This window comes from Variovorax paradoxus, assembly GCF_022009635.1.
In the GTDB taxonomy this organism is placed as follows: domain Bacteria; phylum Pseudomonadota; class Gammaproteobacteria; order Burkholderiales; family Burkholderiaceae_C; genus Variovorax.
The window spans coordinates 6,478,250-6,493,976 of sequence record NZ_CP091716.1; the positions used below are offsets into that span (position 1 = coordinate 6,478,250).

At 68.3% G+C, this 15,727-nt stretch carries 13 protein-coding genes; 7 read left to right on the plus strand and 6 right to left on the minus strand.

The window, feature by feature from the left end:
• The first annotated feature begins 18 nt into the window (after window positions 1-18).
• The 3 genes from L3V85_RS30230 (at window position 19) to L3V85_RS30240 (ending at window position 5,363) form a co-directional block, all read left to right on the plus strand.
• Window positions 19-714: a TetR/AcrR family transcriptional regulator gene (locus L3V85_RS30230; RefSeq protein ID WP_237676301.1), complete on the plus strand. Its 696-nt coding sequence runs from the start codon at window positions 19-21 to the stop codon at window positions 712-714.
• A gap of 25 nt (window positions 715-739) precedes the next feature.
• Complete coding sequence (locus L3V85_RS30235; protein WP_237676302.1) at window positions 740-1,996, plus strand: branched-chain amino acid ABC transporter substrate-binding protein; 1,257 nt, start codon at window positions 740-742, stop codon at window positions 1,994-1,996.
• A 142-nt stretch (window positions 1,997-2,138) separates the two neighbouring features.
• On the plus strand, window positions 2,139-5,363 hold the full coding sequence (locus L3V85_RS30240) for a bifunctional cytochrome P450/NADPH--P450 reductase (protein ID WP_237676303.1): 3,225 nt from the start codon (window positions 2,139-2,141) through the stop codon (window positions 5,361-5,363).
• Between the two features lie 15 nt (window positions 5,364-5,378).
• Here L3V85_RS30240 and L3V85_RS30245 read toward each other — a convergent pair whose 3' ends face one another.
• The 5 genes from L3V85_RS30245 to L3V85_RS30265 form a co-directional block, all read right to left on the minus strand.
• The gene (locus tag L3V85_RS30245; RefSeq protein WP_237676304.1) at window positions 5,379-6,164 is read right to left on the minus strand and encodes an esterase/lipase family protein; all 786 of its coding nucleotides are present in this window, start codon (window positions 6,162-6,164) and stop codon (window positions 5,379-5,381) included.
• A gap of 86 nt (window positions 6,165-6,250) precedes the next feature.
• Window positions 6,251-6,886 (minus strand): TetR/AcrR family transcriptional regulator, encoded by a 636-nt coding sequence (locus L3V85_RS30250; protein ID WP_237676305.1) that lies wholly within the window; start codon window positions 6,884-6,886, stop codon window positions 6,251-6,253.
• Between the two features lie 25 nt (window positions 6,887-6,911).
• Window positions 6,912-7,385 carry a phasin family protein gene (locus tag L3V85_RS30255; protein WP_237676306.1) on the minus strand — a complete coding sequence of 158 codons (474 nt, stop codon included), beginning with the start codon at window positions 7,383-7,385 and terminating at the stop codon, window positions 6,912-6,914.
• 54 nt (window positions 7,386-7,439) lie between these two features.
• Window positions 7,440-7,997: a hypothetical protein gene (locus L3V85_RS30260; protein WP_237676307.1), complete on the minus strand. Its 558-nt coding sequence runs from the start codon at window positions 7,995-7,997 to the stop codon at window positions 7,440-7,442.
• A 164-nt stretch (window positions 7,998-8,161) separates the two neighbouring features.
• On the minus strand, window positions 8,162-9,862 hold the full coding sequence (locus L3V85_RS30265) for a WS/DGAT/MGAT family O-acyltransferase (protein ID WP_237676308.1): 1,701 nt from the start codon (window positions 9,860-9,862) through the stop codon (window positions 8,162-8,164).
• A 200-nt stretch (window positions 9,863-10,062) separates the two neighbouring features.
• Between L3V85_RS30265 and L3V85_RS30270 the strand changes: the two genes are divergently transcribed.
• Complete coding sequence (locus L3V85_RS30270; protein ID WP_237676309.1) at window positions 10,063-12,114, plus strand: prolyl oligopeptidase family serine peptidase; 2,052 nt, start codon at window positions 10,063-10,065, stop codon at window positions 12,112-12,114.
• A gap of 6 nt (window positions 12,115-12,120) precedes the next feature.
• Here L3V85_RS30270 and L3V85_RS30275 read toward each other — a convergent pair whose 3' ends face one another.
• The gene (locus tag L3V85_RS30275) at window positions 12,121-12,510 is read right to left on the minus strand and encodes a hypothetical protein (RefSeq protein WP_237676310.1); all 390 of its coding nucleotides are present in this window, start codon (window positions 12,508-12,510) and stop codon (window positions 12,121-12,123) included.
• Window positions 12,511-12,671: 161 nt separating this feature from the next.
• On the opposite strand from L3V85_RS30275, the gene L3V85_RS30280 reads away from it, so the two are divergent.
• The 3 genes from L3V85_RS30280 to L3V85_RS30290 are packed head-to-tail and all read left to right on the plus strand — an operon-like array spanning window position 12,672 to window position 15,723.
• Window positions 12,672-13,352: a response regulator transcription factor gene (locus tag L3V85_RS30280; RefSeq protein ID WP_237676311.1), complete on the plus strand. Its 681-nt coding sequence runs from the start codon at window positions 12,672-12,674 to the stop codon at window positions 13,350-13,352.
• A complete protein-coding gene (locus tag L3V85_RS30285; protein ID WP_237676312.1) occupies window positions 13,349-14,746 on the plus strand; it encodes a sensor histidine kinase in 1,398 nt (465 codons plus the stop codon). The genes L3V85_RS30280 and L3V85_RS30285 overlap by 4 nt, the downstream gene beginning before the upstream one ends.
• Complete coding sequence (locus L3V85_RS30290; protein WP_237676313.1) at window positions 14,743-15,723, plus strand: sterol desaturase family protein; 981 nt, start codon at window positions 14,743-14,745, stop codon at window positions 15,721-15,723. Before L3V85_RS30285 ends, L3V85_RS30290 begins: the two co-directional genes overlap by 4 nt.
• The last annotated feature ends 4 nt before the right edge of the window (window positions 15,724-15,727 follow it).

Genomic DNA, 15,727 nt, shown 5'->3' on the forward strand with positions numbered 1-15,727 from the left:
GCACGAACAATCCTACCCATGGGTATAACTTCCGCGACACGGCACAAACCCTCTGGGGACCAGAGCGAGACAACGGCCACCACGCAGCCGCACCTGCCGCAGGGCACCGGCCGCCAGCGCGCCGCCACGCAGGGCACCGACCTGCAGCGCGAGCGCATCCTGCAGGCGGCCGCGCAGCTCTTCGCGGCGCAGGGCTACGCCAACACGACCATGGCGCAGATCGTTCGCGCGCTGGGCGTGACCAAGCCTTTCGTGTACTACTACTTCCGCGACAAGCAGGAGATCTTCGAGACGCTCTCGTGGGCCCCGGCGGTCGACTGCTTCACCGCGCTGGACTTCGCGGCCACAGACTCGCGCCGCGCCAGCGAGAAGGTGCTCGAGGGCATCGAGCGGCTGATCCGGGCGACCATCGCGCACCACCCGGCGGCCTTCTTCGCCTACCGCGAGCCGCAGGTGTACCGGCCCGAGTACCTCGCCGCGCAGAAGAAGCTCGCGCATCACTTCTACGACCTGCTGTGCCCGCTGCTCGAAGAAGCGCGGCGCGACGGCGACCTCGACTTCACCGAGACCAAGATCACCGCGCTCGCGGCCTGCAGCCTGCCCGGCTTCCTGTACAGCTGGTACAGGCCGGGCGGTCGCCTGTCGCCCGACGAGGTGGTGGCCGAGCTCACGAAGCTGGCCAGCCGCGTGATCGGGCTGCGAACGAAGAACTGACCACAACACCCTCCGGAGACACACCATGAAGTTCAACCGTGCGCCATTGGCGCGGATCGCCCTTGCCTCCCTGCTTTGCATCTCGGGTGCCGCGCAGGCGCAGCAGCAGACTTACAAGATCGCCTACATCGACCCGCTCTCGGGCCCCTTCGCCAATGTCGGCGAGCTGATGCTGATGCACACGCAGTACGCCATCGAGGACATCAACGCCAAGGGCGGCGTGCTCGGCGGCACGAAGCTGCAGCTGCTGCAGTTCGACAGCAAGCTGTCGGCGCAGGAGAGCCAGAGCGCGCTGCAGGCGGCCATCGACCAGGGCGCGAAGGCGATCGTCACGGGCGGCTCGGGCTCGTCGGTGGTCACGGCGCTGGTGCAATCGGTGGCGCGCTGGAACCAGCGCAACCCGGGCAAGGAACTGATCGTGCTGAACCACTCGTCCATCGACCCCGAGATGACGGGCAAGGCCTGCAGCTTCTGGCACTTCCAGACCGAGGCGAACACGGCGATGAAGATGAAGGCGCTGGCCAACTACATCAAGAAGACGCCCGACGTGAAGAAGGTCTACCTGCTGAACCAGGACTATGCGCACGGCAAGCAATGGGCCAGCTATGGCCGCCAGATGGTGGGCCTGGCGCGGCCGGACATCCAGTTCGTCGGCGAGACGCTGCATCCCATCGGCCGCGTGAAGGACTTCGCGCCGTATGTCGCGAACATCAAGCAGAGCGGCGCGGATTCGGTCATCACCGGCAACTGGGGCCAGGACATGACGCTGCTGCTGAAGGCGGCGGGCGACGCGGGCTACAACCTGCGCTACTTCAATCACAGCGCGGGCTCGGTGCCGGGCACGGTCACGGCCGTGTCGCAGGCGAAGCTGGGGCAGCTGACCTGGGTGGCCGAGTGGCATCCGGGCGAGGCCGACACGCCGAAGGTGGACGCGCTGGCCAAGGCCTACAAGGCCAAGACGGGCAAGGACTTTCTCGCGCCGCGCATCGACATGACGCCGCGCCTGCTGGCCGCGGCCATCAACAAGGCCGGCTCCACGGACACGGTGAAGGTGGCGCACGCGCTCGAAGACCTGATTTTCGATTCGGTGGTGGGGCCGGTGCGCATGCGCGGCGAAGACCATCAGTTGCTGCTGCCGCAGGTGGTCAACACCATTGCGCCAGTCGACGGCAAGACGGTGAAGGTGGGCTGGGAGGGCACGAACTACGGCTTCCGGACTGACGCGGTCTATACCGGGAACGAGCTGGCCCAAGGCACGGAGTGCAAGATGGTCAGGCCCTGAGCGCGCCTTCCTTCACGCCAGCTGAAGCGGACGGGGTCTTGTAAGGGAAACCCCGTCCTGCCTGCCGCCTGTGCCGTCGGGATACTCCGGCCTAGAAGCCCGGATATCAGAGGCGGGTCCATTCCAAAGGCACAACAAGACCATGGCAGGCAAAAACTCGCTCCACCCGATCCCGCATCCGGCGAAGAAACCCTTCGTCGGCAACCTGCTGTCGATCGGCTCCGATTCTCCCGTGCTCGACATGTGGAAGATCGCGCAAGACCTCGGTGGCATCTACTGGCTCGACATGCCGGGCATGCCCGTGATCGTGGTGTCGTCGCCCGCGCTGGTCGACGAACTCTGCGAGGAAGCCCGCTTCGACAAGAGCACGCGCGGCGCGCTGCGCCGGCTGCGCGCCGCCTCGCACGGCCTCTTCACGTCGGACACGCACGAGGAGACCTGGTCGAAGCCGCACAACATCCTGCTGGCCAACTTCAGCCAGCGCGCGATGCAGGCCTACCACCCGATGATGCTGGACATCGCCGGCCAGCTCGTCACCAAGTGGGAGCGCCTGAACTTCGACGAAGAGGTGGACGTGGTGCGCGACATGACCGCGCTCACGCTCGACACCATCGGCCTGTGCGGCTTCGGCTACCGCTTCAACTCGTTCTACCGCGAAGGTTTCCATCCCTTCGTCGACGCGATGGTGCGCACGCTGGAGACGGTGCAGAACCGCCGCGGACTGCCGCTCGAAGAGCTGATGCTCAAGAAAGAGCTGGCGCAGCAGCGCAAGGACATCCGCTACATGCACAAGATGGTGGAAGACATCATCGAGGAGCGGCGCGCGAGCGGCGCCGACATCGCCACCAAGCCCGACCTGCTGAGCTACATGATCGCGGGCGTGGACAAGAAGAGCGGCGAGCAGCTCACCGACAAGATGATCCGCGACGAGTGCATCGAATTCCTCATCGCGGGGCACGAGACCACCAGCGGCCTGCTCTCGTTCGCCATCTACTTCCTGCTGAACAACCCCGAGGCCATGGCCAAGGCGCAGGCCGAGGTCGACAACGTGTTCGGCCCCGACACCACGCAGAAGCCCACCTACGCGCAGGTCAACCGCCTGCAGTACGTGATGCAGGTGCTGAAGGAATCGCTGCGCCTGTTCCCGACCGCGCCGGCGATCTCGATGCGCGCCAAGGAAGACACGAAGATCGGCGGCCAGTACACCATCAAGAAGAACAACATGGTCATCATGCATGCGCTGGCGCTGCATCGTGACAAGGGCATCTGGGGCGAGAACGCCGACCAGTTCAACCCCGACAACTTCAGCCGCGAGGCCGAGCGCGAGCGGCCGGTGAATGCCTTCAAGCCCTTCGGCAACGGGCAGCGCGCCTGCATCGGGCGGCAGTTCGCCCTGCAGGAGGCGGTGCTCACGCTGGGCATGATCCTGCAGCGCTTCAACCTCGTGGACCACACGGGCTACAAGCTGAAGATCAAGGAAGCGCTGACGATCAAGCCCGAGAACTTCAAGATCAAGGCGCTGCTGCGCGACCCAGCATCGCGCCCACGCGGCAACATGAGCGACGCGGCGGCCGCGCCGGTGCAGCCGGCACAGACCGCCGCCGCGCGCAAGCCGCAGGCGGCGCGCCACGGCACATCGCTGCTGGTGCTGCAGGGCTCCAACCTGGGCACCGCCGAAGACCTGGCGCGGCAGCTCGCGGAAGCGGGCGAGATGCGCGGCTTCTCCACGCAGCTTGCCTCGCTCGACGACTACGCCGAGCGGCTGCCGGCCAACGGCGCGGTCGCCATCGTCTGCGCCTCGTACAACGGCGTGGCGCCCGACAACGCGGCCGAGTTCCACCGCTGGCTCGACAAGGCCGACGACGCGCTCAACGGCGTGCGCTTCAGCGTGTTCGGCTGCGGCAACACCGACTGGGCCGCCACCTACCAGGCGGTGCCTCGCCGCATCGACGAACGGCTGGAAGCGCTGGGCGCCACGCGGGTGCATCCGCGCGGCGAAGGCGATGCACGTGAAGACATGGACGGCGCCTTCCAGGACTGGAGCGACGCGCTCTGGCCCGAACTGGTGAAGGCCTTCGACATCAAGACCGGCGCTGACACGCCCGCGCAGAGCGAGCCGCTCTACACGTTGGAAGAGCTGCCGCCGCCGCAGAAGAACGCGATCGTCGATGCGCTGGGCGCGGTGGCGCTGCGGGTGATCGAGAACCGCGAGCTGCAAAGCGGCGGCAACGACGCAGAAGCCGGACGCTCCACGCGCCACGTCGAGCTGATGCTGCCCGAGGGCCTCGTCTACCGCGCCGGCGATCACCTGAGCGTGGTGCCGCGCAACAGCCCCGCGCAGGTCGAACGCGCGATGGCGCGCTTCGGCTTCGACCGCACGGCCCATTTGCGCCTGCATGCGGTCGCGGGCCGCAAGGCGGCGCTTCCGGTCGAGCAGGTGATCGCAGTCGACCGCCTGCTGGGCGACTACGTCGAATTGCAGGACGTGGCCACGCGCAAGCAGATCGCCACGCTCGCTGCCTACACCGAGTGCCCCTTCACCAAGCCCAAGCTGGTGGCCCTCTCGGGCAGCGACGAGGCTTCGCAGGCGGCATACAAGGCCGAGGTGCTCCACAAGCGCAAGTCGCTGCTCGACCTGCTGGAAGAGCACCGCGCCTGCCAGGTGCCGTTCGCGGTGTTCCTCGAAATGCTGTCGCCGCTGTCGCCGCGCTACTACTCCATCTCCTCGTCGCCGACCATGACGCCGGGCAAGTGCAGCGTGACGGTGGGCGTGGTGAGCGGCCCGGCCAAGTCGGGCATCGGCACCTTCGAAGGCGTGTGCTCCAACTTCCTGGCGCGCGCCGAGGCCGGCGACACGGTGCACGGCGTGGTGCGCGAGACCACGGCCGAAGGCTTCAGGCTGCCCGAGGATGCGAGCCGCCCGCTCATCATGGTCGGCCCCGGCACCGGCCTCGCGCCGTTCCGTGGTTTCCTGCAGGAGCGTGCCGCCCAGGTGGAGGCGGGCAATCCGCAAGGCGAAGCGCTGCTGTTCTTCGGCTGCCGCCATCCGGAGCAGGACTTCATCTACGCCGACGAACTCCAGGCCTGGGCGCACCGGGGCGTGATGAAGCTGCATACCGCGTTCTCCCGTGCGGGCGAGCGCAAGGTCTACGTGCAGGACCTGATCCGCGAGCAGTCAGCCCATGTGTGGAAGCTGCTCGAGGCAGGCGCGGTGGTCTATGTGTGCGGCGACGGCTCGCGCATGGAGCCCGACGTGCGGCGCACGCTGAGCGATCTGGCGCGCGAGCACGGACACGACAGCGCCGCATGGATGGACAAGATGATTGCCGACCAGCGTTATGTGCTGGACGTGTGGGCGGGCAGCTGAGGCCCGCCGCCCTGCTCAATCGTCCCGATCGGGGTCCGGATACACCAGCGGCCCCAGCAACCCGCGATTGAACGGCTTCCACTGCCCTTCAGGCTGCGCCAGCCGGTCGGCCACCGCATAAAGCACCGCCGGATGCCCGCCCAGCCCCAGGTGGCTGGCCAGCACTTCGATGTTCTCCGACTGCGGCCCGGTCTTCTCGATGCTGCAGCGCCATGCGACCACGCCGTCGGTGCGGCTGAAGATCGAGGTGGTCGGCACCGGCGGCGTCGGCTGCACGAACTTCATGCGGCGCGGATCGTGCGAGCTCTGGCCGCTCACGCCTTCGTACACGCGCCATGCATTGGTGGCGCGAGGGCTGCCGGAGAAAGGGCTGCCCAAGGTGATGACGTTGCGGATCATCGGCGCATAGGAAGACGCCAGCAGCCGCGCATACACGCCGCCCAGGCTCCAGCCGATCACGCTGACTTTCTTGCCGCTTTTCTCGTGCAGGGTCTTGAGCAGCTCGACCATGCCGTCTTCCACGCCTTCGCGCGGACCGAGGTTGCGGCCCAGGCCCCAGCCGTGGGCGTCGTAGCCGCGGCTGCAGAGGTAGCGGCGCAGCAGCAGCGTGGAGCCGTCGCCCGCCACCAGCCCCGGCAGCACCAGCACCGGGTGCCCGTCGCCGCGCGGCGTGAGCTGCAGCAGCGGCCACATGGCGATGCCGGCGCCGGTTTCCCAGAGCGCGCGGGCTTCGGCCAGCAGCAGCAGGCGCGACGGCGGCGTGATGGGATCGTTGGCTCGGGCGTGGGTGGCGGTGGTCATGATGGAGGGCTCCTTGTTGGTTTTTATCTTCTTCAGCACGAAGTTGGGGCTCTGGCAGCCAATGCCCCGTCGGACAACAACGACATTTATCCGAGGTATTTGCCCCTCAGGTAATCGAGGTAAGCCCTCGATTCGCTCGAAACATACGGAGAAACCAGCGTGAGCGTGTAGAAGGCCGCAAGGCCAGGGTCGGCCTGCGCCAGCGCATCGCGCCCCGGCACCAGCCGCTCGAACGACAGCCAGCAGGTGGTGGTGAACACCATCTGCAGCGCCAGGATGCGGGCCTGCTCGGCGCTGGTCTCGATCACGCCCGAGGCCACCAGCCCTTCGCACAACGTCTGCGCGGCCAGCAGGTTCTGCGCCGTGAGGGCCTGCGCGCGCTGGCCGAGCGCCGGGTATTCGCTGGCCAGGAATGCCATGTCGCGGTAGATGAAGCGGTACTCGTCGATGGCCTCGAAGCGCAGGTGCAGCGCCAGCCACAGGTCGTCGATGGCGGCAATGGAGGCCGACGAGCCGTTCAGCGCCTCCAGCCTTTGCTCGAAGCGCCTGAACAGCCACTCGACGATGAGCTGCTTGGCCTTGAAGTGGTAGTGCAGGTTGCCGGGGCTGATGCCGAGTTCGGCCGCGATCTTGTGCGTCGACACGGCCGCGAGGCCTTCCGCGTTGAACAGCGCCAGGCTGGCCTGCAGGATGCGGTCGCGCGTGGTGTTGGAGCTGGCCACAACCGGTGTGTTGTGTGGTGGCCGCTCAGCGTTTGCCGCGTCCGCGCGGAGCGGCGGGGGCGGCAGTCGCGGTGCCTTCGAGCTGCGCCACGCGTTCGCGCAGCCGGGCGACCTCGTCGCGCAGGGCCTGCACTTCGTCGGCGGCGGGCATGCCCAGGCGCTGCAGGGCGGTGGCCACGCGCTGGTCGAACACGTCCTCGAACTTGCGGATGCCGAAGCTGTCGAGCCCGAGGCCGGGCACCTTGCCATGCCCGATGCCGAGCAGGCCTTCGATCACGTTGGCCTGGCGCTTGGCGACGTCGTTGCGCACGTTGTCCAGCGCCTTGAGGCCGGCGCGCAGCAGGCCTTCGGCCTTGCCGGGCTCGGGCGCCTTCGTCGAGGCGGACGCCGCCTTGCGGGGCGCCGGCTTCTTCACGGCCGGTGTCTTCGAGGCCGATGTCTTCCTGGCAGGCGCCGCCCTCTTCTTCGACTTTGCAGTTTCGTCAGGACGGGTCGCCATGCAGTGCTCCAGATACCGGAAAAATGAAAAAGGGCGCCGCCAGGCGCCCCGGGGTCAGGCCGCCTTGCGGGCGGCAGCGCGGCGAACCGGCTTCTTGGCGACGGCCGCCTTGGCCTTCACCGTGCGGACCGGCTTGGCGGCTTCTTCGGCGCCGCTCACGCGGGCTTCGATCTGCTTGGTGCCGGCGACGATCTTGTCGGCGATCTGCACCGAGACGGTGGCGATCGGCTGGTTGATGGCGCTCAGCGTGTTGATGACCGAGGTAGCGACCGGCGATTCGACGCGCGCCACGCGGCTGGCGACCGACTCGATGCCGGTCGTGGTGCCCGCGGCCACGCGGTCCATCACGTTCACGATGCGGCTGGTGTCGATGTCCAGGCGGTTGGCCAGGAAGCCGTTGATCTTCTCTTGCGCGCCGATCAGGTTGGCCTTGACCTTCTCGCTCACCATCGGGATCTGGCGGCCGCCCAGGAAGTCGCTGTAGCGCGAAGCGGCGCCGTTCAGCAGGCGATGCACGCCGGTGCGATAGGCGCCGACCAGGGTCTTGCCGGCGTCGTTGTACTGGCCGACGACGTGAACGGCTGCGGAAGCGATGGTGGTTTGCGTGGACATGGTGTGATTTCCTTGAAGTTGAAAGGCTCGCGAAGGAAACAGTCAGGTGTTCTGTCGCGATGGGCCTATCTTCTTCCCCGGAGCCTAGGCCTGGAAAACTAGAACCGTCGGAAAACTAGTTCAACTGCCCCAATTTTCTTTTCGAGGGCCGGCTCCGGCGCCGATCATGCCGCCGCGGCCCGGGGAGCGCTGGAGCGCTTGGCCGGAGCGGCCTTGCGGGCCGGAGGCTTGGGGGCCGCAGCGGCCTTGGCCTTCTTCGCCGCAGCCTTGAGGGGAGCCTTGACGGGCGGCTTCGCTACCTTCTTGGCCGCGACCTTGACGGGCGCCTTCTTGCGCGCGGCGGGCCTCTTCTTCGCGGCGGCCGGTGCGGCGGCCACCTCGGCCTCGTCCGAAGGCTCCTCGACCGTCTTCGGCGGCACGGGCGCGGGCGCGGCGCCGGCGGCGGCCGGGTGCTTCTGCGTCAATTCCATCAGCAGCTTGTGCTCGGCCAGCATGTAGTCGCCGATCTCGGTGATGTCGGGTACGGCGCGGCGGCAGGCGATGAGGCCGTAGTCCATGCGGCCGTTGTAGCTCTGCACCGTCACGTTCAGCGCGGTGCCGTGGCTGGCGATCGACACCGGGTAGTAGCAGGTGACGAGCGCGCCGGCAAAGTACATCGGGAACGGCGCGCCGGCCACGTTGGAGATGGCCACGTTGGCGGCCGGCGGCAGCAGGTTGACGATGCCGGAGCGCCCCACCATCGACGCGATGCCCGACACCAGCCAGGGCGCGGCGAAGGTCGGGAAGTCGTCCAGGATCACCGCCTTGAAGCGGTTCATGGTCGACTTAGACGAATTCGAAGACGCGTTGATCGCCTTCAGCCGCTGCACCGGGTCGGTGATGTCGGTGGCCAGGCTCACCAGGATCATGCTGGCCTGGTTGTTGGCCGTCTGGTCGCCCGCTTCGCGAAGGCTCACCGGCACGCCGGCCACCAGCGGCTTGGCCGGCAGTTCGTTGTTGTCGGCCAGGTAGTGGCGCAGCGCGCCGGAAACTGTGGCCATGACCACGTCGTTGAGCGACACGCCGAAGTGCTTGGCGATGTACTTGGTCTCGGCCAGCGAGATGGTGCGGCCCGCGAAGGTGCGCTGGTTGGTGATCGACACATTGAGCGAGGTGCGCGGCGCGAAGAGGTTGAACTTCTTCGGCGCGGCGGCGGCGTCTTTCTCGGCCGCCTTCTCGTCGGGCTTGGCGAGGCCACCGATGGCGCGCGCGATGGCCGGCGCCATCTTGAAGAGCTTCACGTACTGCTGCGCCGTGTTGCGCAGCGCGGCGCTCGCAAGTTCGGCCATGCCCAGCTGGTAGCCGCTGCTGCGCGGGCGCGAGCGCGGCGGCTTCACCACGCGGCCGGTGGCCTCCAGGTCGAAGATGGCCTTGCCCACTTCCACGCCGGCCTGCCCGTCGATGCCCGCGTGGTGCACCTTGGTGTAGAGCGCCACCTGTCCGCTCTTGAGGCCGTCGATGATGAAGAATTCCCACATCGGCCGGCTGCGGTCGATGAGTGTGGAATGCAGTCGCGCCACGTACTGTTGCAACTGCCGGTTGGTTCCGGGCTTGGGCAGCGTGATGTGGCGCACGTGGTAGTCGAGGTCGATGTCGTTGTCCTCGACCCAGACCGGGTTGGTCATGTCGAAGGGCATCAGCGCGAGCTTGCGCGTGAACACGTCGGCCAGGTGGATGCGGCTGGCCATGAAGTTCTTGGCGTCTTCGTAGAAGTCGCCCTTGTAGCCCTTGGGCAGGTCCAGCACGTTCAGGGAGCCCACGTGCATCGGCATTTCCGGCGTTTCCAGGTGCAGGAAAGTGGCATCAAGTCCGCTCAGGTGTTTCATGTGTTGTGTCTCCTTGGTGGGGCATGCGCCGCTTGGCAGGATAGCGCGGGCATCGCGTTCTTGGGCCTCTGGTTATTCAGTGTTTCCACCGGGGGGAAGGCACCGGCGGGACAGGGGTTTGCCCCAAGTAATGAAAAAGTGACCGCGGGCAAATCCACCGGGCACGGGTGTGTTTCACGAGGCCTCCGTACACTGGGGCCATGACATCCAGCCTCCCTTCGCAATCGCAAGACGACCATCTCTGGCTCGAGGACATCGACGGCGACAAGCCGCTCGACTGGGCCCGCGCCCAGAACGCCCGCACCGTGCAGGCTTATGCGCAATCGCCCGCTTTCGATGCGCTCCAGCAGGGCATCCTCGAGGTGCTCGACTCGGACGACCGCATCCCGATGGTGCGCAAGATCGGCGCGCGCTTCTACAACTTCTGGCGCGACAAGGACCATCCGAAGGGCCTCTGGCGCCGCACCACGCTGGACGACTACCGCAAGCCGCAGCCCGCCTGGGAGGCCGTGCTCGACCTCGACGCGCTGGCCGCGGCCGACGGCGAGAACTGGGTCTGGCACGGCGCCGACTGCCTGGAGCCCGACTACCGGCGCTGCCTGATTTCTCTTTCGCGCGGCGGCGCCGACGCCGACGTGGTGCGCGAGTTCGACCTGGAGACCCGGCAGTTCGTCGAAGGCGGCTTCTCGTTGCCCGAGGCCAAGAACCACGTGGGCTGGAAGGACATCGACAGCCTCTACGTGGCCACCGACTTCGGCCCCGGCTCGATGACCAGCTCCAGCTACCCGCGCATCGTGAAGGAATGGCGGCGCGGCACGCCGCTCGCCGACGCGGCGACGGTCTACGAGGGCCTGCACGAAGACATGTCCGTCAGCGCGTACCGGGACAACACGCCCGGCTTCGAACGCGACTTCGTCACGCGGCAGATCGACTTCTACGAAAGCGAGACCTGGCTGCGCGGCGCCGACGGCCGGCTGGTGAAGATCGACGTGCCCGACGACTCCAACACCGACATCACGCGCGAGTGGATGCTGATCGAGCCGCGCGAAGACTGGACGGTGGGCGGCCGCACCTACGCTTCGGGCTCGCTGCTGGCCGCGAAGTTCGACGACTACATGGCCGGCGGGCGCGAGCTGACGGTGCTGTTCGAGCCCGACGACACCACCGCGCTCGACGACCACTCCTGGACGCGCAACCACCTGATCCTCAATGTGATGCACGACGTGGTGAACCGCCTGGAGGTGCTCACGCCGCCCGCCGACGGAAAAGGCCCATGGAAGCGCGAAAGCCTGGGCGGCGCGCCCGCGCTCTCGACCATCGCGGCCGGCGGCATCGACGAGGACGAGAACGACGACTACTTCCTCACCGTGAGCGGCTTCCTGCAGCCGACCACGCTCTACATCGGCACCATCGGGCAGGGCGAGCCCCAGGTGCTGAAGGACAGCCCCGCGTTCTTCGACGCCTCGCGCTACCGCGTGAGCCAGCATTTCGCGACCTCGAAGGACGGCACGCGCGTGCCCTACTTCGAGATTTCAGCCAAGGACCTGCAGGCGAACGGCAGGAACCCCACGCTGCAGTACGCCTACGGCGGCTTCGAGATTTCACTGCAGCCCAGCTACAGCGGCAGCATCGGCCGCGCATGGCTGGACCAGGGCGGGGTGTACGTCATCGCCAACATCCGCGGCGGCGGCGAATACGGCCCGCGCTGGCACCAGGCCGCGCTGCAGGAGAACCGGCTGCGCACCTGCGAGGACTTCGCGGCGGTGTCCGAAGACCTCATCGCGCGCAAGATCACCTCGCCCGCGCACCTGGGCGCGATGGGCGGCAGCAACGGCGGCCTGCTGATGGGCAACATGCTCACGCTGTACCCGCAGCTCTACGGCGCGATCGTGAGCGAGGTGGCGCTGCTCGACATGCGGCGCTACACGCAGCTGTCGGCGGGCGCCTCGTGGATCGCGGAATACGGCGACCCGGAGCAGCCCGAGGAGTGGGAGTTCATCCGCACCTTCTCGCCTTATGAGAACGCGAAGCCGGGTCAGGCCTATCCGCCGGCCCTCTTCACCACCTCGACGCGCGACGACCGCGTGGGGCCGGTGCATGCGCGCAAGATGCACGCGAAGATGCTGGCGCTGGGCTGCGACAGCAGCTTCTACGAGAACATGGAAGGCGGCCACAGCGCGGCCGCGGACAACAAGGAATCGGCGTTCATGGATGCGCTGGGCTACGCCTATCTCTGGAAGCACCTGCGGTAGCCGGCGTCATGTGAGGCCGCGCGCCGCGCCTTCGCCCAGCGCGCCGTAGGGGCCGATGTAGCGCCTGCGCTCCAGCCGTTCGCGCAGCTCCGCGCAGGTCATCGGCCGGCCGGTGCTGTAGCGCCCGTCCGTGCACGGGTCGGTGCCCCATCGGTCGGGGTCGCGGTAGCGCAGGCGGCGTGCGCGCTCTTCTTCCTCCCTGTCGAGCCTGCGCAGCAACTCGCCGCAACTCATGGGCCGGCCATAGCTGTAGCGCCCATCGCGGCAGGGGTCGTAGACGGGCGGCGATGGCGAATCGAACTGCGCCCATGCCTCGGCCGCGGCCGCGGACGCGAAGAGGCACGACGCCGCCAGGATGATCACTTCAAGGACAAGGGTGGTCTGCAGGGTGCGCATGTGTACTCCGGTGCTTGGGCAATGCATCTTCCGGCGACAACATGGAGGGAACATTGCGCCTCGCGTTCGGCATGGCCGCAATACTCATGCAATGCACCCTGCCTAGAGTGCGGCACGCCGGAAGAACGCCCGGCGTCGCATTTCTCTCTCTACGAAGGAGCATGACCGTGCGCATCCTGCTGGTGGAAGACGAGCCCGAGATGGCGTCGGTGCTGCGCACCGCGCTGCACAAGCGTGGCGTGCTGGTGGACCACGCCGCCACGCTGGCCGATGGTGGCCGCCATGTGGAAGCCACGCCCTACGACGCGCTGGTGCTCGACCGCCGGCTACCCGACGGCGACGGCCTCTCGCTGGTGTCGGACCTGCGCGCCGCCGGCAACCATATCCCGGTGCTGATGCTCACCGCGCGCGATGCGCTGGACGACCGCGTGCAGGGCCTGGACGCCGGCGCCGACGACTACCTCGGCAAGCCCTTCGCGGTGGAAGAGCTGCTGGCGCGCATCCGCGCGCTGCTACGCAGGCCCGCCGCAGCCCTGCCCGACGTGCTGCGCATCGCGGCGCTGAGCTTCGACTTCACGCATTGCGAAGCCAGCGTCGACGCGCAGCGCATGGAGCTGCCGCGCCGCGAACTGCTTGCCTTGGAAACCCTGGTGCGGCGTGCCGGTCGCACGGTGCTGCGCAGTTCGCTGGAGCGGGCGGTGTTCGGGCTCGACGCGGAGATCCAGTCGAACGCGCTCGACACGCATGTCTCGCGCCTGCGCAAGAAGCTCGCCGACACCGGCGCAGGCGTGGAGATCGCCAGCATTCGCGGCGTCGGCTACCTGCTGCGCTCGCAGTCATGAGCACGGGCACGCAAGGCCAGGGCGCGCAACCTTCGCTCAAGCGGCGGCTGATCCGGCAGCTGGTGTTGCTGCAGGTGGCGATACAGCTGGTGGTGATCGGCGCGCTCGCGGCGACGGGGCAGCTGATCGACTTCAGCTCGCCGGAGAACACGGTCGAGATCCTGCAAGAGGCCGTGGCGCGCGAAGCCGACGGCCGCCTCTCGATGCGGCCGACCGAGCGCCTTGCCGCGCTGCGCCGGGCGCAGCCCGGGCTGTGGTTCTCGGTGCGCGACGCACAGGGGCGGCAGGTGGTGGAAGGCCGCATCCCGCCCGAGTTCGCGCGCATCGGCGACACGCTCGACCAGGTGCGGCAGGCGCGGCTGGGCTGGAACATCGGTGACGCGCCGCGCCAATCCGCGCGCATGCGCTGGGTCGATTCGCCCGCCGGCGAGGTGCAGATACTCACCGGCGCCGACAGCCCCATCACGTGGCGCAACCTCGGCCTGTCGGTGCTGCTGCTGTTGCTGAAGGTGGTGCTGCCGATCATGGCGATCACCGTGACGGCCACGCTGCTGGCAACGCACTTCGTGGTGCGGCGCACGCTGGCCGGTCTGAACGCGGCAGCGGCGCGCGCCGGCCAGATCGACGCCGACCAGCGCGGCGTGCGCCTGCCGCTGTCCGACGTGCCCGGCGAAGTGGCGACGCTGGTGGCGGCCTTCAACGACGCGCTGCAGCGGCTGGACGACGGCCATGCGCGCCACGAGCGCTTCCTGGCGGATGCGGCGCATGAGCTGCGCACGCCGCTCGCCATCCTCAACACACGCCTCGACAACCTGCCCGACAGCGCCGAGAAGACGCGCCTGCTGGCCGACGCGGCGCGCCTGTCCGTGCTGGCGGGGCAGCTGCTGGACCTGCAGCGCATGAAGGGCCGCGAGGAACGCAGGCAGCGCGTGGACCTGGTCGACATGGCGCGCGAGGTGGTGGCCGAAATGGCGCCGCTGGCGCTGGCCTCGGGCTACGACATTTCCTTCGAGCCGCAGGCCGGCCGCGTGGAGATCGACGGCGACCGCGATGCGCTGTCGCGCGCGCTGACCAACCTCGTGCGCAACGCCATCGACCATGCGGGCGGCCAGGGCAGCGTGGTGGTGCGTGTCGACGCCAGCGGCGACGTCGACGTGATCGACGACGGCCCCGGCATTCCGCCCGCGCAGCGCGCGCATGTCTTCAAGCCCTTCTACCGCGTGCACGCCAGCGGGCCGGGCGCCGGGCTCGGCCTGAGCCTGGTGCAGGAGATCGTGCGGCTGCATGGCGGCGAGGTCTCGGTGCACGACGGCCCCGAGGGCGGCGCGCTGTTCCGTATGCGCTTCAGGCCGGCCCGCGCGAGCGGCATGACCGACGCCGGGGCATTCGAATGACGCGGCCGCCTCGCGAGGCGCGCAGCCGGTTGCGCGCGGTGTTGCCGTGGCTGATGTGGCCCGCGCTGTACGGCGCGGGGCTGCTGGGCGCGGGCGCGGCCTTTGCCAGCGATGCGCCGCTGCCGTGGTTCAACACGGTGTACCTGTCGCTCGCGCTCGCGATCGCCGCCTGCGAGCGCTGGATGCCGCACGAGCCGCGCTGGCTCGCGAACGACGGCGAAACGCCGTGCAACCTGGCGCACACGCTGCTGACCAAGGGCTTCGCGCAGGTCGTTGCCGCGCTGGTTGCAAGCGCGCCCCTCGCTGCGGCAACGGCTGTGGCAGCCGCGCGGAACGCCGGCGGCCCTTGGCCTTCGCACTGGCCGCTGCCGGCGCAGGTGGTGCTCGCGCTGCTGGTCGCCGAACTAGGCCTGTACATTGCGCACCGCTCGGCGCATCACCTGCCGCTGCTGTGGCGCTTCCATGCGCTGCATCACAGCGTGCGGCGGCTCTGGGTGCTGAACACGGGGCGCTTCCACTTCATCGACAGCGCGTTCAAGGCGCTGCTCGGCCAGCTGCCGCTGTACCTGCTCGGCGCGCCGCTGGCGGTGTTCATGTGGGTGGGCGCGGTGACGGCAGTGACCGGGCTGCTGACCCATTGCAACATCGAGATGCGGACCGGCTGGCTCGACCGCGTCTTCAGCACGCCCGCGCTGCACCGCTGGCACCACTCGAAGCTGCTGGCCGAGGGCAACCGCAACTACGGCGAGAACCTCGTGCTGTGGGACCAGCTGTTCGGCACCTGGTTCAACCCGCCGCGCCGCCCGCCCGCGGACATCGGCATCCACGGGCAGGTGGCGCCGCGGTTCCTCGCGCAACTGGCGCAGCCATTCACCGCGTCGGGCGTGCGGCAGATCATGGGCATGCCGCCGGTTCGTCGGCACAATGGGCCAACATCCAGCGCCCCGGAAGCGGGGGAGCCCATCCGCAAGACATGAGAGC

Bases quoted from the DNA above. Each gene is read 5' to 3' on its own strand.
- L3V85_RS30235 (WP_237676302.1), top strand. From the start codon at position 740: ATGAAGTTCAACCGTGCGCCATTGGCGCGGATCGCCCTTGCCTCCCTG.
- L3V85_RS30230 (WP_237676301.1), top strand. From the start codon at position 19: ATGGGTATAACTTCCGCGACACGGCACAAACCCTCTGGGGACCAGAGC.
- L3V85_RS30275 (WP_237676310.1), bottom strand. From the start codon at position 12,510: ATGCGCACCCTGCAGACCACCCTTGTCCTTGAAGTGATCATCCTGGCG.
- L3V85_RS30290 (WP_237676313.1), top strand. From the start codon at position 14,743: ATGACGCGGCCGCCTCGCGAGGCGCGCAGCCGGTTGCGCGCGGTGTTG.
- L3V85_RS30280 (WP_237676311.1), top strand. From the start codon at position 12,672: ATGACCGTGCGCATCCTGCTGGTGGAAGACGAGCCCGAGATGGCGTCG.
- L3V85_RS30270 (WP_237676309.1), top strand. From the start codon at position 10,063: ATGACATCCAGCCTCCCTTCGCAATCGCAAGACGACCATCTCTGGCTC.
- L3V85_RS30265 (WP_237676308.1), bottom strand. From the start codon at position 9,862: ATGAAACACCTGAGCGGACTTGATGCCACTTTCCTGCACCTGGAAACG.
- L3V85_RS30240 (WP_237676303.1), top strand. From the start codon at position 2,139: ATGGCAGGCAAAAACTCGCTCCACCCGATCCCGCATCCGGCGAAGAAA.
- L3V85_RS30260 (WP_237676307.1), bottom strand. From the start codon at position 7,997: ATGTCCACGCAAACCACCATCGCTTCCGCAGCCGTTCACGTCGTCGGC.
- L3V85_RS30245 (WP_237676304.1), bottom strand. From the start codon at position 6,164: ATGACCACCGCCACCCACGCCCGAGCCAACGATCCCATCACGCCGCCG.
- L3V85_RS30255 (WP_237676306.1), bottom strand. From the start codon at position 7,385: ATGGCGACCCGTCCTGACGAAACTGCAAAGTCGAAGAAGAGGGCGGCG.
- L3V85_RS30285 (WP_237676312.1), top strand. From the start codon at position 13,349: ATGAGCACGGGCACGCAAGGCCAGGGCGCGCAACCTTCGCTCAAGCGG.